The sequence below is a fragment of the Vibrio sp. Isolate30 genome (assembly GCF_022397975.1).
Classification (GTDB): domain Bacteria; phylum Pseudomonadota; class Gammaproteobacteria; order Enterobacterales; family Vibrionaceae; genus Vibrio; species Vibrio fortis.
Genome location: NZ_JAKEUS010000001.1, coordinates 1,618,727 through 1,637,639 on the forward strand (window position 1 = coordinate 1,618,727; position 18,913 = coordinate 1,637,639).

The following is an 18,913-nucleotide window of genomic DNA, read 5'->3' on the forward strand; positions in this document are numbered from 1 at the left end:
AAGCTACAGTTAAACAACAAAGCTACGCGTGTTCGTTATCGCCGCGAACACGCTCCTTTGAGTCGGGAAAATACGATGCGATCAAGCCTTCCATCGATAACGGTTTGTCAAAATAGTAACCTTGCAATAAATCGCACTCGTACTGTTGAAGTTTGGTCATCTGCTCGTTGGTTTCAACCCCCTCAGCAACGACCTTCATCTGGCAAGCAGCGCCGATATCGATGATGGCTCGAACTAGTGTTGCACTGTGTTGACTGGTGTTCAATTTGCCAATGAAGGAACGGTCTATTTTAATCTCACTGACCGGTAAAGAGTTAAGGTAGTTCAAAGAAGAAAACCCTGTCCCGAAATCATCCAACGAGATTCCGAAACCCAATTCTCTAAGTTGTTTAAGTACAGGTTCAACAACATGCAGGTCTTTAATCAAGATATTCTCTGTGATTTCAAGAGTCACACGACTGGCGCAAAGCCCCGTAGAAGCCACTACATGCTTAACACGCTCGGCAAAGCCACTATCAAGTACCTGTTTGGGGGAAACGTTAACAGAAACGCCAATCGCCTCACCTCCATTTGGCATAAGCCTCAGTGTGTCCTCGCACGCCTGCTTAAGCACATACTCACCCAGTTCTTGAATCACGCCAAGACGCTCCGCAGCAGGAATGAAATCCAAGGGTGATACAAAACCCAGTTCCTTATTATTCCAGCGGCATAGAGCTTCGATGCCCTTCACTTTTTGCGTCTTAGAATCAACTTGAGGTTGATACACTAAGCTGATCTCTCTGTGGTCTAACGCCAGTTTAAGCTGCTCTTCCACTCGGAAATCATAGATGACCTGTTTATTGATCACCTCATCATAAAATACCGACTCACCTTTTTTACTGTCTTTTGCCTTGTAAAGCACAATATCAGCTTTGGTCAGTAGGTTATTAACTTCAGTGCCGTCATATGGGTACATAGCAACGCCCGCGGAGCACTGAGTCTTAATAGAAACACCATGCAAGTTGAAGGCTTTCTTAAATACACTCTGTATCTGTTTCACTTTGGCTTCAGCTTGCCCTAACTCATCCAATTCAGGAAAGCAAAAAACAAATTCATCGCCACCAAAGCGAGATACAATGTCAGACTCACTCAGACACTGTTCAAAACGCTGACTGATTTGCTTAAGTAGTTCGTCACCATAACTATGCCCATATTGGTCATTAATGCGTTTGAAGTCATCCAAATCGACAAACACCACGGCCACTAACTTACCTTGAAGTTTAGACTTTGCGATTGCTCGACTCACTTGATGTTCGAGTTCAGAACGATTTGGTAATGAAGTCAAAGCATCATGCCTTGCCATATGCTGCAAACGGCGCCTACTGTTTTTCAAGCGATTGAAATCATCTGAAATTCGTTGTTCCATTTGCGTAAAACGCAGTGAGATTTTGCGGCTAACCAATGCACTCAAGAAAATACAAACTAGCGTAGCCAATACACTGAAAACAAGAACCAAGCCAAACTCATTTCTTGATTCACTCAGCAACTCTTCCTTACGTTTCTCTATCGATGTTTGAATTTTATTGAGATAGATACCTGTCCCAATGATCCAGTCCCAGCCATCAACTCGCTTAACAAAGCTGGTTTTTGGTCCGAGTACACCGTCACTATCTTCGGTGATGTAATCGACAAAGCCACCAGATTGAGACTGGTTCAATACTTGAGTTTTAAAGTCCTCTCCAACGTCCAGAAAAGCGTTTTGATCTTGGCCCGTCAATATTTGATTCTGACGAAGCAAAGTGTCTCCATTTTCTTCAAAAACGAATAAATAGCCGTTTTCGCCAACGGTAACGTTAGCCAGAATATTTAAGATACGCTGATAGCTGGTTTCTTTGACCTCATCTAAGTACACCCCAGTACCAAAAAACCACCCGTAAGGCTCAAATCGGCGGATGTGAGTCAATTTGTCAAATTCTTGGTCACCATATCCAGGTCTCTTAAACTTGTAGCGCATGAAAGCGCTTGTCGTCTCTTGCATTAACGCCACTTGTTCGGCAATCACGAAATGCCCTTCACTATTGCTGACATTTATTTGATTGACGCTTTCAAACTCAGGCACTAGAGGGTGAACCAACGTAGTTCCTTGCATATCATAAACGTAGATATAGCTCTGCTTATTCGCAAAGCTCATGCGCCGTATCTCATTGAGAATCATGGCTTTCAGCTCAGGATTAGAAAGGTGTTGATTCGATGAATAGATGTTCTGAGCGACGGTATAGACTCGATCAATACGCTTTTTGAGCACTTTTTTTGATTCGGCCTCTACCACATGCTGCGCTTGCTCTATTTGTTGCGAAACTTGCAATACCTGAGCTTCGATAAGTCGCTTTTGTGCTGCGATATAATCTATCCGTACTAAATCAACCAATGCTCGCACTTTGTGATCAACACCCGTCATCATGATCAGGTTAAGTATGATCGCAGAAGAAATGATGATCACGATTGGCAGATACTTGGTAAACCAAACCAACTTTTTATCATTGATATGCAACATTCAAAAACTTACAGAAATAATTAGTACGAGATACCATATGTTCTCATTATTTTTACTGAACATCCATCCCTAAAAATAAAAATTCAACATCATTTATAAAAAACAGTTGATTATTTTGACAACAGGTTTAGTGTTATACATATGTATATCACCATGCAGAATAGCGTATGTCAGATTGGAAAGATGACCAACCTATCTTTCGGCAACTCGCCGGCAAAATCGTAGAGCAAATAATGCAAGGGGTCTGGAAAGATCAACAAGCATTGCCGTCAGTAAGAACCATTGCGGCTGACCTGAAAATCAATCATCTCACCGTCATGAAAAGTTATCAGCTATTGGTCGACGATGGATTGGTTGAGAAAAAACGCGGACAAGGAATGTTTGTAGCTATAGGTGCAGAAGCGCAATTAAAACAACGTGCTTATAGCGATTTTGTTGCCAACAAAATACCTGATATTGCAAACACATTAAAAAATATAGACATGAGTATTGATGATCTCGTCTCTTTGTTAGAACAACACACAAAGGAAAAGTCATGAAGACATTGCTTTCCGCTAAGAACGTCACCAAACGCTATCCCAATAGTCAGGGCATAGAAGGTATCAGTTTTGAACTCAAATCCGGACAAGTCTTAGGGCTGTTAGGTCATAACGGTGCCGGAAAATCGACTTTGATAAAATCACTACTCGGCGGACACCGTTACCAAGGTGAGATTGAGATCAATGGTTGCCACCCTATCGAACAGCATGCAGAGCTCATGCAGCACCTCTCTTACATCTCCGATGTGAATGTGCTTCCCGAATGGATGAGCGTCAAACAACTGCTTAAATACACGGCCGGTGTTCACCCTAGCTTCGACCGTTCACGCGCTGAGCTTATGTTAAGCAATACTGATATTAAGCTCACGTCAAAGATCAAACAGCTTTCCAAAGGGATGAAAGTACAGCTTCATCTTTCAATCATTATTGCTACCGATACTAAAGTGTTGATCCTTGATGAGCCTACACTCGGGCTTGATCTTATCTATCGAGACACTTTCTATCGTCATCTATTAGAGTGGTTCCACGATGGTGATCGTGCCTTGATTATCGCAAGTCACGAAGTCTCTGAGATCGAGCATCTACTTACGGATGTATTGATCATTAAACAAGGCAAACCGGTTCTATACAAAAGCATGGAGCAGATTGAAAACGACTACTTCATTCTTGATGCGGCGAACGAATACAGCTCCACCATCGCGGCAATGAACCCGCTCAGCTCCCAGCCCAGTCTCGGTAGCACGAAATGGCTTCTGGATAGCCAATACAAAACTCAAACAGAAGAGTTAGGTAAAACATTCAACGTTGGGCTATCAGACCTTTTCCTTGCAACACAGAAGGAGGCTATTTAATGCATCCTAGCGTTTACATGATCGAGAAAGAGCTCATTGAACATAAGCTGATTACTCGACTCCCCCTATTTGTAGCTTTGTGCTGCCTAGTATTGTTTGTCGGTTTAATGTTCAATACACAGTCTCAACATGACATCTTCTTTCAGATGCAAGTTCAAGGCGACATTAGTGACATCCACCAAGCATTTGCTCGCGACCTAAATGCGTTGCTCTTCGCTATCGCTGGTTCGTTGTCACTGCTATTGACGACATTCTATTTCCCGAAAACACTCAGGAAAGAGCGCCAAGAAGGCAGTGCGATGTTTTGGCGCAGTATGCCAGTATCAAACCATTTAACTCACGCGGTAAAACTCAGCGTAGGTTTGATCATTACGCCATTGCTCTTTGCCTTAGTAGTTCTATTTGCTGATGCACTACTATGGCTGATGCAAGCATTCAGCGATAAACAACTGGCGCTTTTAGTTGAGCAACAATCGCTATTGTATGTGATGACGAATTGGTTAGCGTTTTTCTTTAGAATGCTGCTGGTATCTCTGGTTTTACTGCCTTTGGTAATGATGGCTTTAGCAATTTCTCAAGTCGTTAATTCACCAATCTTGGTGATGTTTGTCGGAGGTTACGCTATAAAGTGGTTATCACTGGCACTATTCGGCAGCGATTGGATCAGCCAATTCTTGGCTCTCATTGTCTCTCTACCCGTTTCTGTGTTGTTTGGACCTAACCCGTTTAATGCAATTACGGAGGCTCCAGTACTCTCATTAGCAATCTATGTCGCCATTGGGGTACTCGCCTACTTTACCAGTATTAGATTAAACCGTACCGAAGATGTGACGTGGAGAAATCTCTTCCAGCGTTAAATCATATCTAAGTTAGCCACCTCACTTACAGCCTCTGATATTCAGGGGCTTTTGTTATTCCGCTGTCCGACAGACGATATTACAGGTAAAGATCTTTAGGTTAGTCAGTATGGGATGAAGGTTAGTACAGAAGAAAGTTACTAAGAAAGTGTGTTGCTGAATGAAATAATCGTAAAGGGAAATAATCGAGCTGGCAGTGTTGAATCTGTTACGAGATTTACCAGCTCTGGGTTGGTTATGTGCTTAGGTCACGAGTCACCTATCTGCGCACAAGGGGGGAAATGCCTATATGGCTAATTTAAGCTGTATTTAACAAGCTTATTTTTTTGAAGCTTCTTTCGCTGTGTCTTTCCAGTATTGAATACGAACGCGATGAAGCTGTGCTCTTCTCATTTTTTTCATAAGGGTTATATCCTTTCCGTTTGACTGCTCTTCATGAGCTTTTTTATTTGCCAACTATTCGAATCTAACTGTGTTTTATGGCCAGATCAACGATACACATCACAAAATAAAAAGAGTGTGCAGTACCTGTTGCATCAAAACATGACATTGTTATCAACTATAGCTCACTTCATTCCTTTGAGCTAAGTTTCATATCTAACACTAAATTGGCTGAGTGACAAATATATTTCAAACTCAATACGATTTAATGAAACCAGAATTGACCTTGATCTCTTTTCCACCCCAAATTCGCAAACCAAGTCGCATAACTTGGCTATATCATTGCTCTACAAAGAATTTATGGGCTTAATCAAGTGTTGGAGTCTATTTAAGCCGCCTAAGCAACTTTGCGCTTAGCCTAGGATCTGTCGATGAAAAAACCCTTACTGTTAGCACTCATGGTTGGTTTTATCCTGTTTGTCTTCTTCGGCCAACAAGTTGGTTGGTTCAAATCCGGCAATTCAGAATCCTTTCCTAAATTTCCAGAGACCCCAAGTTACAACGTCACCAACAACTTCGATGGTGACTGGGTTGGTAGACGAATTAACACGACCAACAACAACTTGTGTGAACGGACAACAATCACAGGTCGTATCGAGAATGGTAAAGCAACACTGCGCCTCACCTATAACGGCACGTCACTCAAAGGCTGGGTTGCCGAAGACACTCACATACTCACTTTGTATGCCAACCATAGACAGTGGGACTATCGCTTTTCAGGAACAGTTTCGGCTGATAAGGTAACAGGCGATTGGTACCTCACAAACGGCCCTTGTCGAGGTCATTGGTATTTGGAACGCGTAACAGAGGAAAGCTAAGTTAATAATGTCTAAAATTATTTTAACCGGACACATTGAAGTTCCAACAAGTGACCTTGATGCCGTCCTCGAAGCACTACCAACCCACATGACACTTACTCGCCAAGAACAGGGCTGCCTGCTATTTGAGGTCACGCAAGACCCAAATAATCCATGCAGATTCAGTGTTTATGAAGAGTTTGTCGATCAGCAAGCTTTTGACACGCACCAAAGCCGCGTCAAAAGTTCAGATTGGGGAAAGATCACTCACAGGGTTAAGCGCCACTACCAAATCATAGGCAATAGCTAATCTTAAAAGGATTAAAGTCGGTAACTTAGCGAGACTTAAGCTAACTTAACACGGTAAAGTGGATTGGGCGCTTTATTAACAAAGTACGCCCAAATATGATCATAAACAGCATGCTGGTTAGGGAACGGAGCGAGCTGTTTTGCTTCTTCCAACGTGCACCAACGATATTCCGTATGTTCTTCATTTAGCTGTATATTTTGATTTGGTGGACACACTACAGCGAAGACAGGAATTAACTCGATCACGTTAACGTTGGGCTCATAGAACTGCTCTAGGAACTGAGCGTTATACAAAGCTTGCACGTCAATTTCTGTCTCTTCTTTGAATTCTCGTACAATCGCTTGCCACCCCTTTTCACCGCGCTCAATAGAGCCCGCCACATGACACCAAAAGCCCCCCTTAACGCGCTTCATCAAGAGCATTTTCATCTGGCCATCGATTTCAGATAGAGCCACACCGGAAACAATCGAAGTATTTAGTGGAATCATAAGCTTACCTGTTCATATAAAACGCAGCAGCATATCACGTTGGCTCGAACTTGTTACCACTTAAACAGTCAATGCAGCAAAAAGATCCGTGTTCTCATTGAACAAGTTTGAGGCGCCTATCGATAAGGGGTAGAATCGGCCGCCTAACATCGAACTCCCTGCGATTTCACCCATTAGGTAAAAAGACACGCTATGCACTCATCGACTTCTTCGCAAGCTTCAGAATTTCTACACACTCCTGAAAACTGCTTTACCCGATTCAACCAATCGATTGAGTCATACACTCTGCCAGAACGCTTTACGTTTCCTTTTTACTACGAGCCCCACCCTCTTTGTGAACTCGCCTCTGCGCAGCTTCAAGAACACCTTGAGACTCAAACTGATTGGCAACACGACTTCGGCCTAGAATCGGATGAAGGACGAGGCAAAATGTTTGGCGTGCTTATCGTTCGTAACCCACAAGGCGAGATTGGTTACTTTTCAGCATTCTCTGGCAAGATTGCTGACCAAAACCTGTTGCCACACTTTGTGCCGCCCGTGTTTGATATGTTAAACAGCGACAGCTTCTTTCATCAAGATACTGCTGACATGATGGCAGTAAATGCAAAATACAAAGCATTGAAATCAGATGAAACCTATTTAGCACTGTGTGAACAAATGGCGCAAAATAAGGCACAAGCAGAGCATGAGAACGAGGCACAACGCCAGTTAGTCATCGAAGGTCGCAAGGTTCGTAAACAACAGCGTGAGCAAGGCAAATTAGAGCTCGATGAAACCGCTTTTGAACAACTAAGTGTGGAACTTGGTAAAGCCAGCGTTGCAGACAAAAACCAACAGAAGCACCTTAAGCTTACTTGGGATACTCGTCTGGCTGAATTACAATCTAAAATCGATGTCTATACTGAGCAGCTGGAGCAGCTAAAGGAACAACGCGCATCTATCTCTCATCAGTTACAGCATAAACTTTTCGCTCAGTACGCGTTTCTAAATGCTGAAGGTAAAACGGAAGACTTAAACCATATCTTCGCGCCATTAACTAACCCAGTACCACCAGCAGGCTCAGGAGAATGTGCTGCCCCTAAAATGCTGCAATACGCCTATCTGCATGGCTATACACCATTAGCGATGGCCGAGTTTTGGTGGGGGCGTTCACCAAAATCAGAAGTTCGTAAACACAAGAAATACTACGCATCTTGCCAGAGCAAATGTGTTCCAATCCTTGGTCACATGATGAAAGGGCTTGAAGTCGACCCAAACCCGTTGCTAGAGAATCCGGCTGAGGGCAAAGAGCTCGATATCCTGTTCCAAGATGAACATATTGTTGTGGTGCATAAGCCAGCAGGGTTTCTGTCGGTTCCAGGCAAAACCATTAAAGATTCGGCTTACACACGCGTTGAGGAGCAGTTTCCTGACGTCGAAGGGCCGTTCGTGATTCACCGCTTGGATATGGCCACCTCAGGTATACTGGTTTTCGCACTCACTCGTAGAGCCAATAAAAGCCTACAAAAACAGTTCATTACTCGTGAAGTAGAAAAACGCTACGTCGCCTTAATTGAAGGTAACTTAGAGCAAGTTCAAGGCTATATTCACCTACCTCTTCGCGGTGACCTTTACGACCGTCCACGTCAAATCGTCTGTTACGAACATGGCAAACCTGCAGAAACTAAGTGGGAAGTGATTGAACGCCGAGATGGCAAAACCAAAGTCTATCTCCACCCGAAAACAGGGCGAACTCATCAATTAAGAGTACACTGCTCTCATGAAGAGGGATTGAATATGCCGATCGTTGGCGATGTCCTCTACGGCCACAAAGCTGACCGACTACATCTTCATGCCGAGAAGTTATGCCTAAGCCATCCGATTACTCATGAGTGGATGACATTCCAGTTCGAGGCAGAATTCTAACGAGTTCTTACCAACTGAACCTGAACAATTAGGAGTCACAACGTCTGTGGCTCCACTTTTCGCAGTGCTATCCATCCGCTCTCCTTGTTTCATCTACCTCTTTTGGATATATCTCTGTGCTTGTTGCACTAAATCAAGATTGATCTCTTGATGAGGAGTAGTATGCCCACCTTCTTCTCCCCTTGAGGCCTTTGATATGTCATCAGCTGCTTTGAATTTACAACCCAATACACAAACGTCCCGTTTAGCTACCACCCAAGCACCAGCAAACTTAAAGCCAATCACGACCAAAAAACCGGACCTCAATTCAGCGATGTTGAATCTCATCGAAGAAGTGAAAAACGAACTCCCTCTGTACGAGTCTGAGACGTTTATCTGTGGGCCTAAAGGAAACTGTTCAGGTTGTTCTAAGAAGTTGCTTGAAATGGTCGACACAGAATTGATGTACTGGGAGCACAGCATTTCAATCGGACAAGGGCCAAACTTCGAAGAGCTGCGTCGTTTTGGCAAGCTATGCAGTAGCGTAAGACGTGGCTTGGAAAGAAACGGCTTGGTAGAAAAGCGTCCTAGAAGCAGATAACCAACACCAAGTGGATAAATTTGTACTAAAACACGATTTAGGGCGTCCTCGATCGTGTTTTAGGTCTCGCCATTACTCGCTTTAACGCACATTAACTCCAGTTACATCAATTGGAGTTAAAACAATGAAATGGACACATTTACTGTTCGCCCCCTTTCTTTTCTTTTGCCATTCCGCGATCGCGTCTGGTGTTGGATTCTCTCAAATCACTTTAACAGATGATCCTGCTCGTCCACTGAACACTGCTATTTGGTACCCCACACAAGATGCTTCGGACTCAAGCTTAATTGGTGATAACCCCGCCTTTGTAGGGACACAAGTTATCAAAGGTGGCCAAATTCAATCTGGCCATTTTCCAGTGGTGCTGATATCACACGGCTACCGAGGTAACTGGCGAAACCAAAACTGGTTAGCCACAGAACTTGCTCAGCGTGGCTATATCGTTGCCTCCGCTAACCATCCCGGAACAACCTCATTCGACCAATCTCCACAACAAGCGGCCAAATGGTGGGAACGACCTCGGGACATATCACGTACTCTCGATTATTTGATAACCAATTCGCAATGGAAAGAGTCTGTGAATAACGATAATGTCACCGCAATTGGGCACTCTCTAGGTGGTTGGACTGTGATGCAACTGGCTGGCGCGAGATTGAATAGGCCAACCTTTGAAGCTAGTTGTTTGACATATCCAAATCCACGAACCTGCGGACTTGCTAAAGAATTGGGGCTATCCAGTGTTCAAGGTCATGAACCAAGCAATAAAGACCTCTCTGATCCGCGAATTCATCGAGTGGTCAGCCTCGACTTAGGACTTGCTCGTAGCTTCTCAGCCCGGAGTTTGAGTGACATCGCAGTGCCAACCTTAATACTGGCAGCGGGCGTTGATATTGGGGATCTGCCTCAGGTATTAGAATCTGGCTACATTGCCGAGCATATGCCTATAAATTCAAGACGCTACAAGGTCTATGAAAGCGCGACACATTTTAGCTTTATTCAAGTCTGTAAACCTGGGGCAGAAGTGATGCTTGAGGATGAAGTACCGGGTGATGGCATTATTTGTAAGGACGGTAAAGGCACATCACGCCACACACTGCATCAACAGATAGTGAGTGACATTGTGGACTTTCTAAACCGATAAGCAAAAGCAACCCAGTTCAATCTGACATTTGTGGCGAACTTCGAAATTCACTCGGTGTTTGCCCAGTTATTCTTGAAAACTCGCGATTAAAATTGGACTTGGTTTGAAAGCCTGAACTCAAAAAGATGTCTGTTATCGCTTTATCACTTTGCTGAAGAAGAGTCTTAGCGTGCTCTATTCGATAGGCATTAATCACTTTCGAAATATTCTGGTTGTGAGTTTGATTAACCGCTGACGATATCTTGCGAGCAGGGATACCTAACCTTCGTGCCAGCCGATCGAGTGACAAATCGGGATCCTTGAATATTTGCTGCTCTGTCATTAACGCATCGAACTTAGCAATAATCTGCACGGTTTCTTTAGTTTTGTCCTCATCCGAACCACTCGCTAATCTAGCTTGCGTATCTGCTTCTTCAGACAAGCTGTCAGACATTGAAGGTCGAACATCAAGTGGATTGTGCTCTGTCGCAGATGGTGTACTCATACTGACAACCATCACCGCGGCTACAATTGCAGGAATAAGCACAAGATAGCTAATCGATAGTATCAGGTTAGTATGTTGCGCACTCGACAACAGGATATCGTAAGAGAGTACGCCATCAACCAAAGCGGAAAACAGAAGAAGCCCACCAGCAACTCGTTCCGCAACCGCCACTTTCGATACGTCGGATAATCGGACTTGTTCTGGCACGCTGAACGATGATTTCAGCAACAAGCTTCCGTAGCTGAGATATAACGAGATCAGTAATATATCAACAGTTCCAGCCCAAATATGCTGATATAACAATGAGCACACCAAAACAGCGATAGGGCCCAACCAATGCAAGTATGTATTAGGTTTACTTCGATGAGCCCCCGCAAAGCAGAGCCAAGCCGCCACTGGTATGCTCGCGCCAAAGATTGGCTGCAGAAAACGAAACAGCGCAATATCGACCGTCCATCGTAGTCCCACCATAATCATCATCAACGCACATAGGGTGATAAACCAAAATGGTTTTTTACTGGTTTGTGGATAGCGACATCTAAGCGACACAGCTGTCATGAATAATAGCAGCGCAGCGATAAATGGTAAGGGAATGGCGAGCATCAAAGTTCCATGTTAATAACTAATTACTCAACTTAGGGCGCTGAATACATAGCGTTGACAACTTGCGTTTATGGTAATCCATTCACCACATGTAATAAAGGCTCCATCAAGGAGCCTTCGTTCACAGCGAATTGTTACTTAGCTTAAACTACTACTATTAGCTTCAGAAGCTTGACGAGCTGGGTGCTTGATAAATACAGCAATCACAGCCACGATAGCCAATGCAAAACAGTAGTATGAGTTAGATACGATCTCTAGCGGTGATAGGTTAAACACCGAACCTAATAACAACACCTGAGCGCCGTACGGCAACACACCCTGAATCACACAAGAGAAGATATCTAATAAACTTGCCGATCGGCGCGGTGAAACATCGTTCTCTTCCGCTAACTGGCGAGCAACGCTGCCTGAGACAATAATCGCAACTGTGTTATTTGCCGTGCACATGTTCACCATAGACACCAAACCAGCTATACCTAGCTCACTTGCACGACCGTTCGCTTGTTTAGAGTGCTTAGAGCCAAAAGCACGAATCACACTACTCACGAGATTAGTTAGGTAGGCAAGACCACCCTGGCGACGCATTAGCTCACTCAGACCACCAATCAACATCGACAACAAGAAAATCTCTTGCATGTTGCCAAAGCCCGAATAGATATCCTGTCCGTAGTCCGTCAGGCTATAGCTATCGACCCCCACTAAGCTCACACAGCCAGCTAGAAGAATACCGATGGTCAGTACCACGAACACATTCATACCAGAGACAGCGAACACCAAAATCGCCATGTAAGGCATCACTTTAAGCCACTCGATTTCACCCGTGTCCGGCACCTGTGTTGCGGTACTGTTCATAGCGAAAATAACGATAGCAATTAGTGCAGCAGGAAGAGCAATACGAATGTTTTCCTTGAACTTATCGCGCATCTCACAGCCTTGAGAGCGTGTCGCTGCAATCGTGGTATCTGAAATGATCGACAAGTTGTCACCAAACATTGCTCCACTTAGCACCACGCCGGCCGTCAACGGAAGGCTCATTCCAGAAGAGTCGGCAATACCAAGAGCAACTGGCGCAACCGCCGCAATCGTACCCATTGACGTGCCCATCGCGGTTGCGATGAATGCTGAGATCAAAAAGATCCCCGGTAGAATCATGCTTGTTGGAATGGAAGACAAGCCAAGGTTTACTGTCGCGTCTACTCCACCCGATGCTTTAGCCACAGCTGCAAATGCGCCAGCTAAAAGATAGATCATGCACATCGCCACGATGTCTGGATGCCCGACACCACGCATAAAATGCTCAATGGCTCGGTTGATTTTCTCTTTACTGATCAGCAAGGCAACCATAATCGCTGGTAAGGTCGCGATAGGCGCAGGCAGCTGATAAAACGCAAAATCAACGCCTTGATAAGAGAGATAACTCCCCACTCCGATAAACAGAGCAAGAAAGATAATGAGCGGGATCAGCGCAACCGCACTCGGAGCGATTTGCGCATTTGAGTGTTTAGAATTAGACATGGAACAAACTACTATAGAACAGGAGGGCAGCAGACTAATCCCACCTTTGAGACTTGTCAACGTCTAGACGTCTAAATGTCCAATATTAAGTAGATTTACGCTATAGCTGGGGCTCAACGATAACAAATTGTTTACTACCTGCAATCGGAGCATACCAGTCGCTGCCATTTACATGAAAGGTCGTACCATCAATGGTCACAGTTGTCGTACCGGAAGGTAACTTCTCGACCAAGCTCCCGACATCCAACATTGAGCTTGAAGATTCAGCTGTGGTCGTTGTTGTCGCTATGGACGTCGACGATGAAGTCACCGGTGGGTTTTCGATATAAATATATTGGTCACCACTGCGTTTGTAATAAACATTATCAATCACCGCATAGCTGATGCCAGCCAACACAATATAACTGGTGTGCTTTGGCATTTTGTAGTGATAGTAGCTGCGATATTTCGGCACTTTTTTGACTGGTCGATAAACAGGTTTAACCACCACAATTTTCTTCGAGGGCTTATAGACAGAGTGAGGTTTCGCGCTTGCAGACAGCGGAGAAATAAGACCGGCAACAACCAAGGCGAAGGTTGCACTTCTTACGGCTTGAGCTTTAAACATAATGATCACCAAGAACTAAATAATCTGTTCATTTTATCAATCCGAATATCAGCCTACGTAAATCAAACGTAAAGCTGCGTAAAGAGACGCGCTTAATTGCACTCAATACACAAAAGCCACCGACTGAACACAATCGATGGCTTAAATATTCAATGAGGTTATGCCGCAGCTTTCCAGCCACACTCGACCCTAAGTGTGGTTATAGCTTCCACCACGCTTTGGTTTCAACCGCTCCTGCCAGTTGCAAACGCTCGCCAATGATCGGTGTGGTGATCTCTACGCCGCGCTCTTTACTGATAGTCGATGCCTGCTCAAGAGGGTCTTGCCAATCATGCATTGATAAATCAAAGGTGCTGTTGTGAATCGGCATCATCACCTTACCTTTTAGATCGATGTGAGCCTGAACACTCTGCTCTGGGAACATATGGATATCTGCCCACAGTGAGTTATAAGCACCGGTTTCAATCATAGTAAGATCGAATGGACCAAATCGTTCACCGATCTCTTTAAAGCCGTTAAAGTAACCAGAATCACCACTAAAAAATACTTTCTTATCGCGACCTTCAATCACCCAGCTGCCCCATAAGGTTTGGTCACGATCGAGCAAACCACGGCCAGAGAAGTGTTGAGTAGGAGTGAACGTAAAATTGATACCAGCTGCAGTGACAGACTCCCACCAATTCAGCTCAACGATTTTCTCCTTGTTGACACCCCATTTCTCTAGCATTGCACCGACACGCAGTGGTACTAGGAAGGTTTCCACTTTTTGTGCCAGTGCCGTCACAGCGGCTTTATCTAAATGGTCGTAATGGTCGTGACTGATAACAACAACATCAACCTCAGGCAGTTGCTCGATTGACATTGGAGTTGGGTGGAAACGCTTTGGTCCCATCCACTGCACAGGAGACGCACGATCACTGAAAACAGGATCCATCATCACCAATTTTCCATCCAGCTTCATCGCAATACTGGAGTGACCTAAGCGATACACAACGTCTTCTTGCTCTTCAACCAGTTGCTCTTTGGTCATCGGCATCAAAGGCAACGCAGTTTTAGGAACCGGTTCCTTGCGTTCAACGGTGACATAAGCTTTAAGGATAGAGAAGATATCTGACATACCTGATTTGTATTCAAGCTCGCTGTTTGCAAACTTCTTAGGCAAGTTATCAAGCTTCTCGCTCGAATTTGAATATGCGGTTACAGTCGCTGCCACGGCAAGTACTCCTACAATCGGTAATAGATATTTTTTCATTCAACTCTCAGTTTCTTTTCGTTCTGGATCGCTGACCCAAAAGTAAACTACACCGATGAGTTTACATTCAAAACATCAAAAGTAAACCAGTGAGTGTAATTTTATTGATGCCATTTTCATCTCAATTTGAATACTCTTTTAAAATCAGATAATTATGAGTAGAACTTAGATCACCTGTTTGGTTCACGGCTAAAGTGGAACTGTATAAATATCGCTCAACCCTCACTTCCAAGAACAAATTATTGACCCAAAGGTCAGAATTTAATTAACATTTATTTTACAAACAATTTGCCGAGAGTTTTTGGAAAGGAGTCTAAATTGAATCTCACTATACGAATGAAAGCGATCTTAGCGACGATCATCGCTGCGCTTTTTATAATAAGCCTAATGGGTATTTACTCTTTTCAATCGAGTCGATCGATTTTGATCGACAGAACTTTTGATAGAGAACTTCCTGCATTATTAGGTGAGGTAAGCAACGAAATCAGCCTCAAATTAGAGGCGCCAATTCTTGCGTCCAAAATGATGACCTTATCCCCACTCATCAACTCCTCATCAGTATCGACAAGTGATCTAAGTCGCTACCTTACGACCATCAAAAACGAGTTCAATGCCATCAGCGCTTACTTTGTGTCGCTCGAAACGGGTGAGTACCACACTCACAATGGTGTGTTAAAGACGGTTTCTCAGAGTGACAATAAAGATCAGTGGTTCTATCAATTTATCCAATCAAACCAGCCATTTGAACTTTCTCTCGATATAGACGGTGCAACCAACACCCCTACTCTATTTGTTAATTATGCGGTGATGAAGGAAGGCAAGCGGGTTGGAGTGGCAGGTATTGGGCTAACGCTAGAGAGTATTACTCAATTAATCAGCAACTACAGTGTTGGCAACGGAGGAATTGTTTATCTGGTTGATCAGCAAGGTGTCATAAAGGTTCACCCGACGCCAGCTTTAGTAGGGACATCGCTTGAAGAGTTAGGTGTCAATGCGACGCAATTACTGGCCCAAACCAACACAGTCGTTACTGAAAGCACCATCGATAATAAAGCACAAATATTGGGTTCGAGAACAATGCAGGGAACTGGGTGGACGCTAATTACTCAGCTCCCTAAAGCCGATGTTTTAGAAGAGCTCAATGGGTTCAGCCAAACCATCATTGTCATGGCATTGCTGATTGCGGTTGTCTATACCCCTATCGCAGCTTGGGCAACCAATAAACTCTTGCTTCCTTTCGTCGAGGTTGCAGAGCTTCTTCAGCAAATAGGCAAAGGGGGTGGCGATCTGACACGCCGTTTAGACGACTCACGTCATGATGAAATAGGCCAAATAGCCAATGGCTACAATCAGTTTGTTGAGTATTTAAGTCACCTACTGACAGATGTATCCAATACAGGCAAACAGATATCAGAATCGATTCAAAGCGTTGACCACATGGCTCAATCGATGGAACAAGATCTGAAACAACAGACCAGTCAAATAGAGCAAGTCGCAACCGCTATTCACGAAATGGGGGCAAGCTCGGATGAGATCGCACAAAATGCCAATGTTGCAGCCGACAGTGCCACGAACGCATCTAACGCGATCAACATCGGCCAAGACTCCGTGTCTGTTACTTCCGAAAGCATTGAGCACATGAACCAACAGCTGAGCAATACCACTTCAATCATTAACCAACTCGCTGACGATGCCAACTCCATCGACACTGTTCTAGATGTCATCAATGGTGTATCGGAACAGACTAACCTACTCGCTCTGAATGCTGCGATCGAGGCAGCGCGAGCGGGAGAACAGGGGCGAGGCTTTGCAGTAGTTGCCGATGAAGTCAGAACGCTCGCTTCACGCAGCCAAGCTTCTACCGAAGAGATACGAGGCATTATCGACCAGCTCCAACAGCGTACTCAACAAGCCGTAGAAGCGATTGAATCCAGTACCCATCTTGGTACGCAGTGTCAAAGTGAGGCTTCTAAGTCAGAGCGACAGCTGTCGAGTATTTCTATGAGTGTGGATGAGATGAATGCGATGAATGTCCAGATAGCTTCGGCAACGGGTGAGCAATCGAATGTAATCAACGAAATATCCCCTCATATTTCAGGTATCTCAGAGATTGCTCGCGAGAACGATCTTATGGTGGAAAAGACCGCGCTAGAGTGCACCCGATTACGAGCTAAAGCGACGCACCTTACAAGTTTGGTCTCCCAATTTAAGTGCTAGCTAATCTACCGACCACACATCCTTAAACTCTGGCCATCCCCAATTGGTGATGGCTACATTCTTGAGGATCCCCTGGAACCTTACCGTTTGAAGGTGATGAAATAGCGGGAGCAAGCGGTAGTCACTGACTAGGCTGGTCGCAATCGGCTCTAAGCGCTCAAGATAATCTTCAAGCTCGACCGATGCTTTGTGTTGATCGAGCTGCGACTTAAGCCAGTCACTGCTCTGTTGCCCGAGAGCTGAATGCAACACAGGATCGTTCATCAACCAAGAGAAAAGAGAGGATGGTGCATTGTCGTCTAGATTTAGGTTACACAAGATCAAATCTTCGCTAAGTTGATTGGTCTGTGAACGCTGGGTCAACTCACGAAAGCTGTAAGTATTCACCTCGACCTCAACGCCTTGAAACCTTAGCAGATCAGCAATACTCACCGCACATCGATACAGAGCATAGTAGTCATAAACTGCGATGGTTAGCTTACGCGGTAACGCACAAGGTAAGCTTGGCATGCGATACACTGGGCTCCAGCGAGGCAATATATTCTTGGCGTGTTGTAAGCCAAACATACCTCGGTTCACCTCTAACTGCTCATGTACTAAGTTAGGTTGAAAGCAATCGGCTAGAAACTGCCTCTGCTCAACACTGAGATTTTGTTGTCCTGCATTGCAGTTAAACAGCACAAACAAGCAACCATCTTCAACGCGGCTGTACTGTTCATCTGTCTCATTCGCCATCACATCACGACCTAACTGGTGAAAACAGGATGCGTCTTCCTCTGGAGCTACCTGAATTTCACTTTGATCAAAGTTAGTGACTTTGGCGAGCTCTTCTTCAAACTGCCAAATCGTCACTTCATCCGTGAGCGAGCGAGTACTGAAGAAGTGCTCAAATGCCTTGAGCTTAATTCGCTCGGCATCATGCTCTGCAATCATAAACGGCCCACTGCCAACAATATTTGGGGCAATCAGACCTTGTAGTTGTGCTGCGGGTTGAATCGAATACTTCACCCCCGCTAACAAGCCTGCAAACCCCGTATCTGCTTTAGCGAGTTTGAAGCAAAGACGAAGCGGCTGATCGCTATAAACCTGTTCGACGTGCTCTAGTTCTGATTGATAAAAGGAGTGCGACTTTAGTTGTTCAAACAACAACACCAGCTGTTCACCATCGATAAGCTGGCCGTTATGAAAGGTCAATCCAGGTCGAAGATAGAAGGTCCAAGTTTGCGTCTCACCATTGTAGTCCCAGTGATGGGCAAGCTCAGGCTTAAGCACGCCCTCACTGCTACAACTTACCAAGCAGCTGAAAACTTGTCTTAATAGGAAGCGTTCACTACTGCGGTGAATATGGTGAGGGAACAGTGCTTCAAACCGACGCTTATAAGTCAGTTGAACGTGCAATAACCCTTGTCTCAAGGTTACCCCCGAGGTTTCCTGCAGCAGAGAACCAAACACAGTGCGATCATCATCAAGCACAGCCAAGGCTTTTTCGTATTTACCCTGTGCAATTAACTTACTTGCGATATGTCGGTTTAATCCTTGCACGTCATAACGCAGCGTCAGATTAGAACGCTGATTCCGACCAGCTTTGGGCTCCCACACCACCCATTGGGCTTGATGCATACGTCCAAGCAAAGTTCGAGCATGCCTAACACTGGTAAACATCAAATCCGCTAATTCAGCCAAGGTGACGGCATGCGGGACATTAGCATCAAATGATGTCAGCCTTGCGTAATAACGCATCATATTTACATCAGACAAAATCAGAACCTTTCTTTAATTCGGCTTCCTAATAA

The 18,913-nt window shown here is 44.6% G+C and carries 16 protein-coding genes; 9 read left to right on the forward strand and 7 right to left on the reverse strand.

Annotated elements, in window-relative coordinates; translation table 11 throughout:
* Nucleotides 1-22 precede the first annotated feature (22 nt).
* Nucleotides 23-2,533: an EAL domain-containing protein gene (locus tag L1D60_RS07035; protein ID WP_239840374.1), complete on the reverse strand. Its 2,511-nt coding sequence runs from the start codon at nt 2,531-2,533 to the stop codon at nt 23-25.
* Nucleotides 2,534-2,700: 167 nt separating this feature from the next.
* Between L1D60_RS07035 and L1D60_RS07040 the strand changes: the two genes are divergently transcribed.
* From L1D60_RS07040 to L1D60_RS07060, 5 genes are all read left to right on the forward strand, one after another.
* A complete protein-coding gene (locus tag L1D60_RS07040; RefSeq protein ID WP_239840375.1) occupies nt 2,701-3,072 on the forward strand; it encodes a GntR family transcriptional regulator in 372 nt (123 codons plus the stop codon).
* Nucleotides 3,069-3,923 (forward strand): ABC transporter ATP-binding protein, encoded by an 855-nt coding sequence (locus tag L1D60_RS07045; protein WP_239840376.1) that lies wholly within the window; start codon nt 3,069-3,071, stop codon nt 3,921-3,923. The genes L1D60_RS07040 and L1D60_RS07045 overlap by 4 nt, the downstream gene beginning before the upstream one ends.
* Nucleotides 3,923-4,780 carry a hypothetical protein gene (locus tag L1D60_RS07050; RefSeq protein WP_239840377.1) on the forward strand — a complete coding sequence of 286 codons (858 nt, stop codon included), beginning with the start codon at nt 3,923-3,925 and terminating at the stop codon, nt 4,778-4,780. Before L1D60_RS07045 ends, L1D60_RS07050 begins: the two co-directional genes overlap by 1 nt.
* A gap of 812 nt (nt 4,781-5,592) precedes the next feature.
* Nucleotides 5,593-6,039 (forward strand): hypothetical protein, encoded by a 447-nt coding sequence (locus L1D60_RS07055; protein WP_239840378.1) that lies wholly within the window; start codon nt 5,593-5,595, stop codon nt 6,037-6,039.
* Between the two features lie 7 nt (nt 6,040-6,046).
* Nucleotides 6,047-6,328: a putative quinol monooxygenase gene (locus tag L1D60_RS07060; RefSeq protein WP_239840379.1), complete on the forward strand. Its 282-nt coding sequence runs from the start codon at nt 6,047-6,049 to the stop codon at nt 6,326-6,328.
* A 35-nt stretch (nt 6,329-6,363) separates the two neighbouring features.
* Here the strand turns inward: L1D60_RS07060 and L1D60_RS07065 are convergent, their stop codons facing one another.
* Nucleotides 6,364-6,816: an NUDIX domain-containing protein gene (locus tag L1D60_RS07065; protein ID WP_239840380.1), complete on the reverse strand. Its 453-nt coding sequence runs from the start codon at nt 6,814-6,816 to the stop codon at nt 6,364-6,366.
* 192 nt (nt 6,817-7,008) lie between these two features.
* Between L1D60_RS07065 and L1D60_RS07070 the strand changes: the two genes are divergently transcribed.
* From L1D60_RS07070 to L1D60_RS07080, 3 genes are all read left to right on the forward strand, one after another.
* The gene (locus tag L1D60_RS07070; RefSeq protein WP_239840381.1) at nt 7,009-8,721 is read left to right on the forward strand and encodes an RluA family pseudouridine synthase; all 1,713 of its coding nucleotides are present in this window, start codon (nt 7,009-7,011) and stop codon (nt 8,719-8,721) included.
* Between the two features lie 196 nt (nt 8,722-8,917).
* Entirely contained in the window at nt 8,918-9,301 is a 384-nt protein-coding gene (locus L1D60_RS07075; RefSeq protein WP_239840382.1) for a hypothetical protein, read from the forward strand.
* A 124-nt stretch (nt 9,302-9,425) separates the two neighbouring features.
* A complete protein-coding gene (locus L1D60_RS07080; protein WP_239840383.1) occupies nt 9,426-10,442 on the forward strand; it encodes an alpha/beta hydrolase in 1,017 nt (338 codons plus the stop codon).
* 16 nt (nt 10,443-10,458) lie between these two features.
* On the opposite strand, the gene L1D60_RS07085 is transcribed toward L1D60_RS07080, so the two are convergent.
* The 4 genes from L1D60_RS07085 to L1D60_RS07100 form a co-directional block, all read right to left on the reverse strand.
* Nucleotides 10,459-11,532, reverse strand: coding sequence for an AraC family transcriptional regulator (locus L1D60_RS07085; protein ID WP_239840384.1), 1,074 nt, complete (start codon nt 11,530-11,532; stop codon nt 10,459-10,461).
* Nucleotides 11,533-11,667: 135 nt separating this feature from the next.
* On the reverse strand, nt 11,668-13,044 hold the full coding sequence (locus L1D60_RS07090; protein ID WP_239840385.1) for a Na+/H+ antiporter NhaC family protein: 1,377 nt from the start codon (nt 13,042-13,044) through the stop codon (nt 11,668-11,670).
* Between the two features lie 100 nt (nt 13,045-13,144).
* Complete coding sequence (locus tag L1D60_RS07095) at nt 13,145-13,651, reverse strand: DUF6515 family protein (protein ID WP_239840386.1); 507 nt, start codon at nt 13,649-13,651, stop codon at nt 13,145-13,147.
* Nucleotides 13,652-13,850: 199 nt separating this feature from the next.
* Nucleotides 13,851-14,903, reverse strand: coding sequence for an MBL fold metallo-hydrolase (locus L1D60_RS07100; protein WP_239840387.1), 1,053 nt, complete (start codon nt 14,901-14,903; stop codon nt 13,851-13,853).
* A 318-nt stretch (nt 14,904-15,221) separates the two neighbouring features.
* On the opposite strand from L1D60_RS07100, the gene L1D60_RS07105 reads away from it, so the two are divergent.
* A complete protein-coding gene (locus tag L1D60_RS07105) occupies nt 15,222-17,120 on the forward strand; it encodes a methyl-accepting chemotaxis protein (protein WP_239840388.1) in 1,899 nt (632 codons plus the stop codon).
* On the opposite strand, the gene L1D60_RS07110 is transcribed toward L1D60_RS07105, so the two are convergent.
* Entirely contained in the window at nt 17,121-18,878 is a 1,758-nt protein-coding gene (locus L1D60_RS07110; RefSeq protein WP_239840389.1) for an SgrR family transcriptional regulator, read from the reverse strand. It abuts the gene before it with no gap.
* Nucleotides 18,879-18,913: the final 35 nt, after the last annotated feature.

What these genes read in the sequence shown, in the direction of transcription:
- L1D60_RS07035 (WP_239840374.1), bottom strand. Translation starts at nt 2,533, where the DNA reads ATGTTGCATATCAATGATAAAAAGTTGGTTTGGTTTACCAAGTATCTG.
- L1D60_RS07040 (WP_239840375.1), top strand. Translation starts at nt 2,701, where the DNA reads ATGTCAGATTGGAAAGATGACCAACCTATCTTTCGGCAACTCGCCGGC.
- L1D60_RS07045 (WP_239840376.1), top strand. Translation starts at nt 3,069, where the DNA reads ATGAAGACATTGCTTTCCGCTAAGAACGTCACCAAACGCTATCCCAAT.
- L1D60_RS07050 (WP_239840377.1), top strand. Translation starts at nt 3,923, where the DNA reads ATGCATCCTAGCGTTTACATGATCGAGAAAGAGCTCATTGAACATAAG.
- L1D60_RS07055 (WP_239840378.1), top strand. Translation starts at nt 5,593, where the DNA reads ATGAAAAAACCCTTACTGTTAGCACTCATGGTTGGTTTTATCCTGTTT.
- L1D60_RS07060 (WP_239840379.1), top strand. Translation starts at nt 6,047, where the DNA reads ATGTCTAAAATTATTTTAACCGGACACATTGAAGTTCCAACAAGTGAC.
- L1D60_RS07065 (WP_239840380.1), bottom strand. Translation starts at nt 6,816, where the DNA reads ATGATTCCACTAAATACTTCGATTGTTTCCGGTGTGGCTCTATCTGAA.
- L1D60_RS07070 (WP_239840381.1), top strand. Translation starts at nt 7,009, where the DNA reads ATGCACTCATCGACTTCTTCGCAAGCTTCAGAATTTCTACACACTCCT.
- L1D60_RS07075 (WP_239840382.1), top strand. Translation starts at nt 8,918, where the DNA reads ATGTCATCAGCTGCTTTGAATTTACAACCCAATACACAAACGTCCCGT.
- L1D60_RS07080 (WP_239840383.1), top strand. Translation starts at nt 9,426, where the DNA reads ATGAAATGGACACATTTACTGTTCGCCCCCTTTCTTTTCTTTTGCCAT.
- L1D60_RS07090 (WP_239840385.1), bottom strand. Translation starts at nt 13,044, where the DNA reads ATGTCTAATTCTAAACACTCAAATGCGCAAATCGCTCCGAGTGCGGTT.
- L1D60_RS07095 (WP_239840386.1), bottom strand. Translation starts at nt 13,651, where the DNA reads ATGTTTAAAGCTCAAGCCGTAAGAAGTGCAACCTTCGCCTTGGTTGTT.
- L1D60_RS07100 (WP_239840387.1), bottom strand. Translation starts at nt 14,903, where the DNA reads ATGAAAAAATATCTATTACCGATTGTAGGAGTACTTGCCGTGGCAGCG.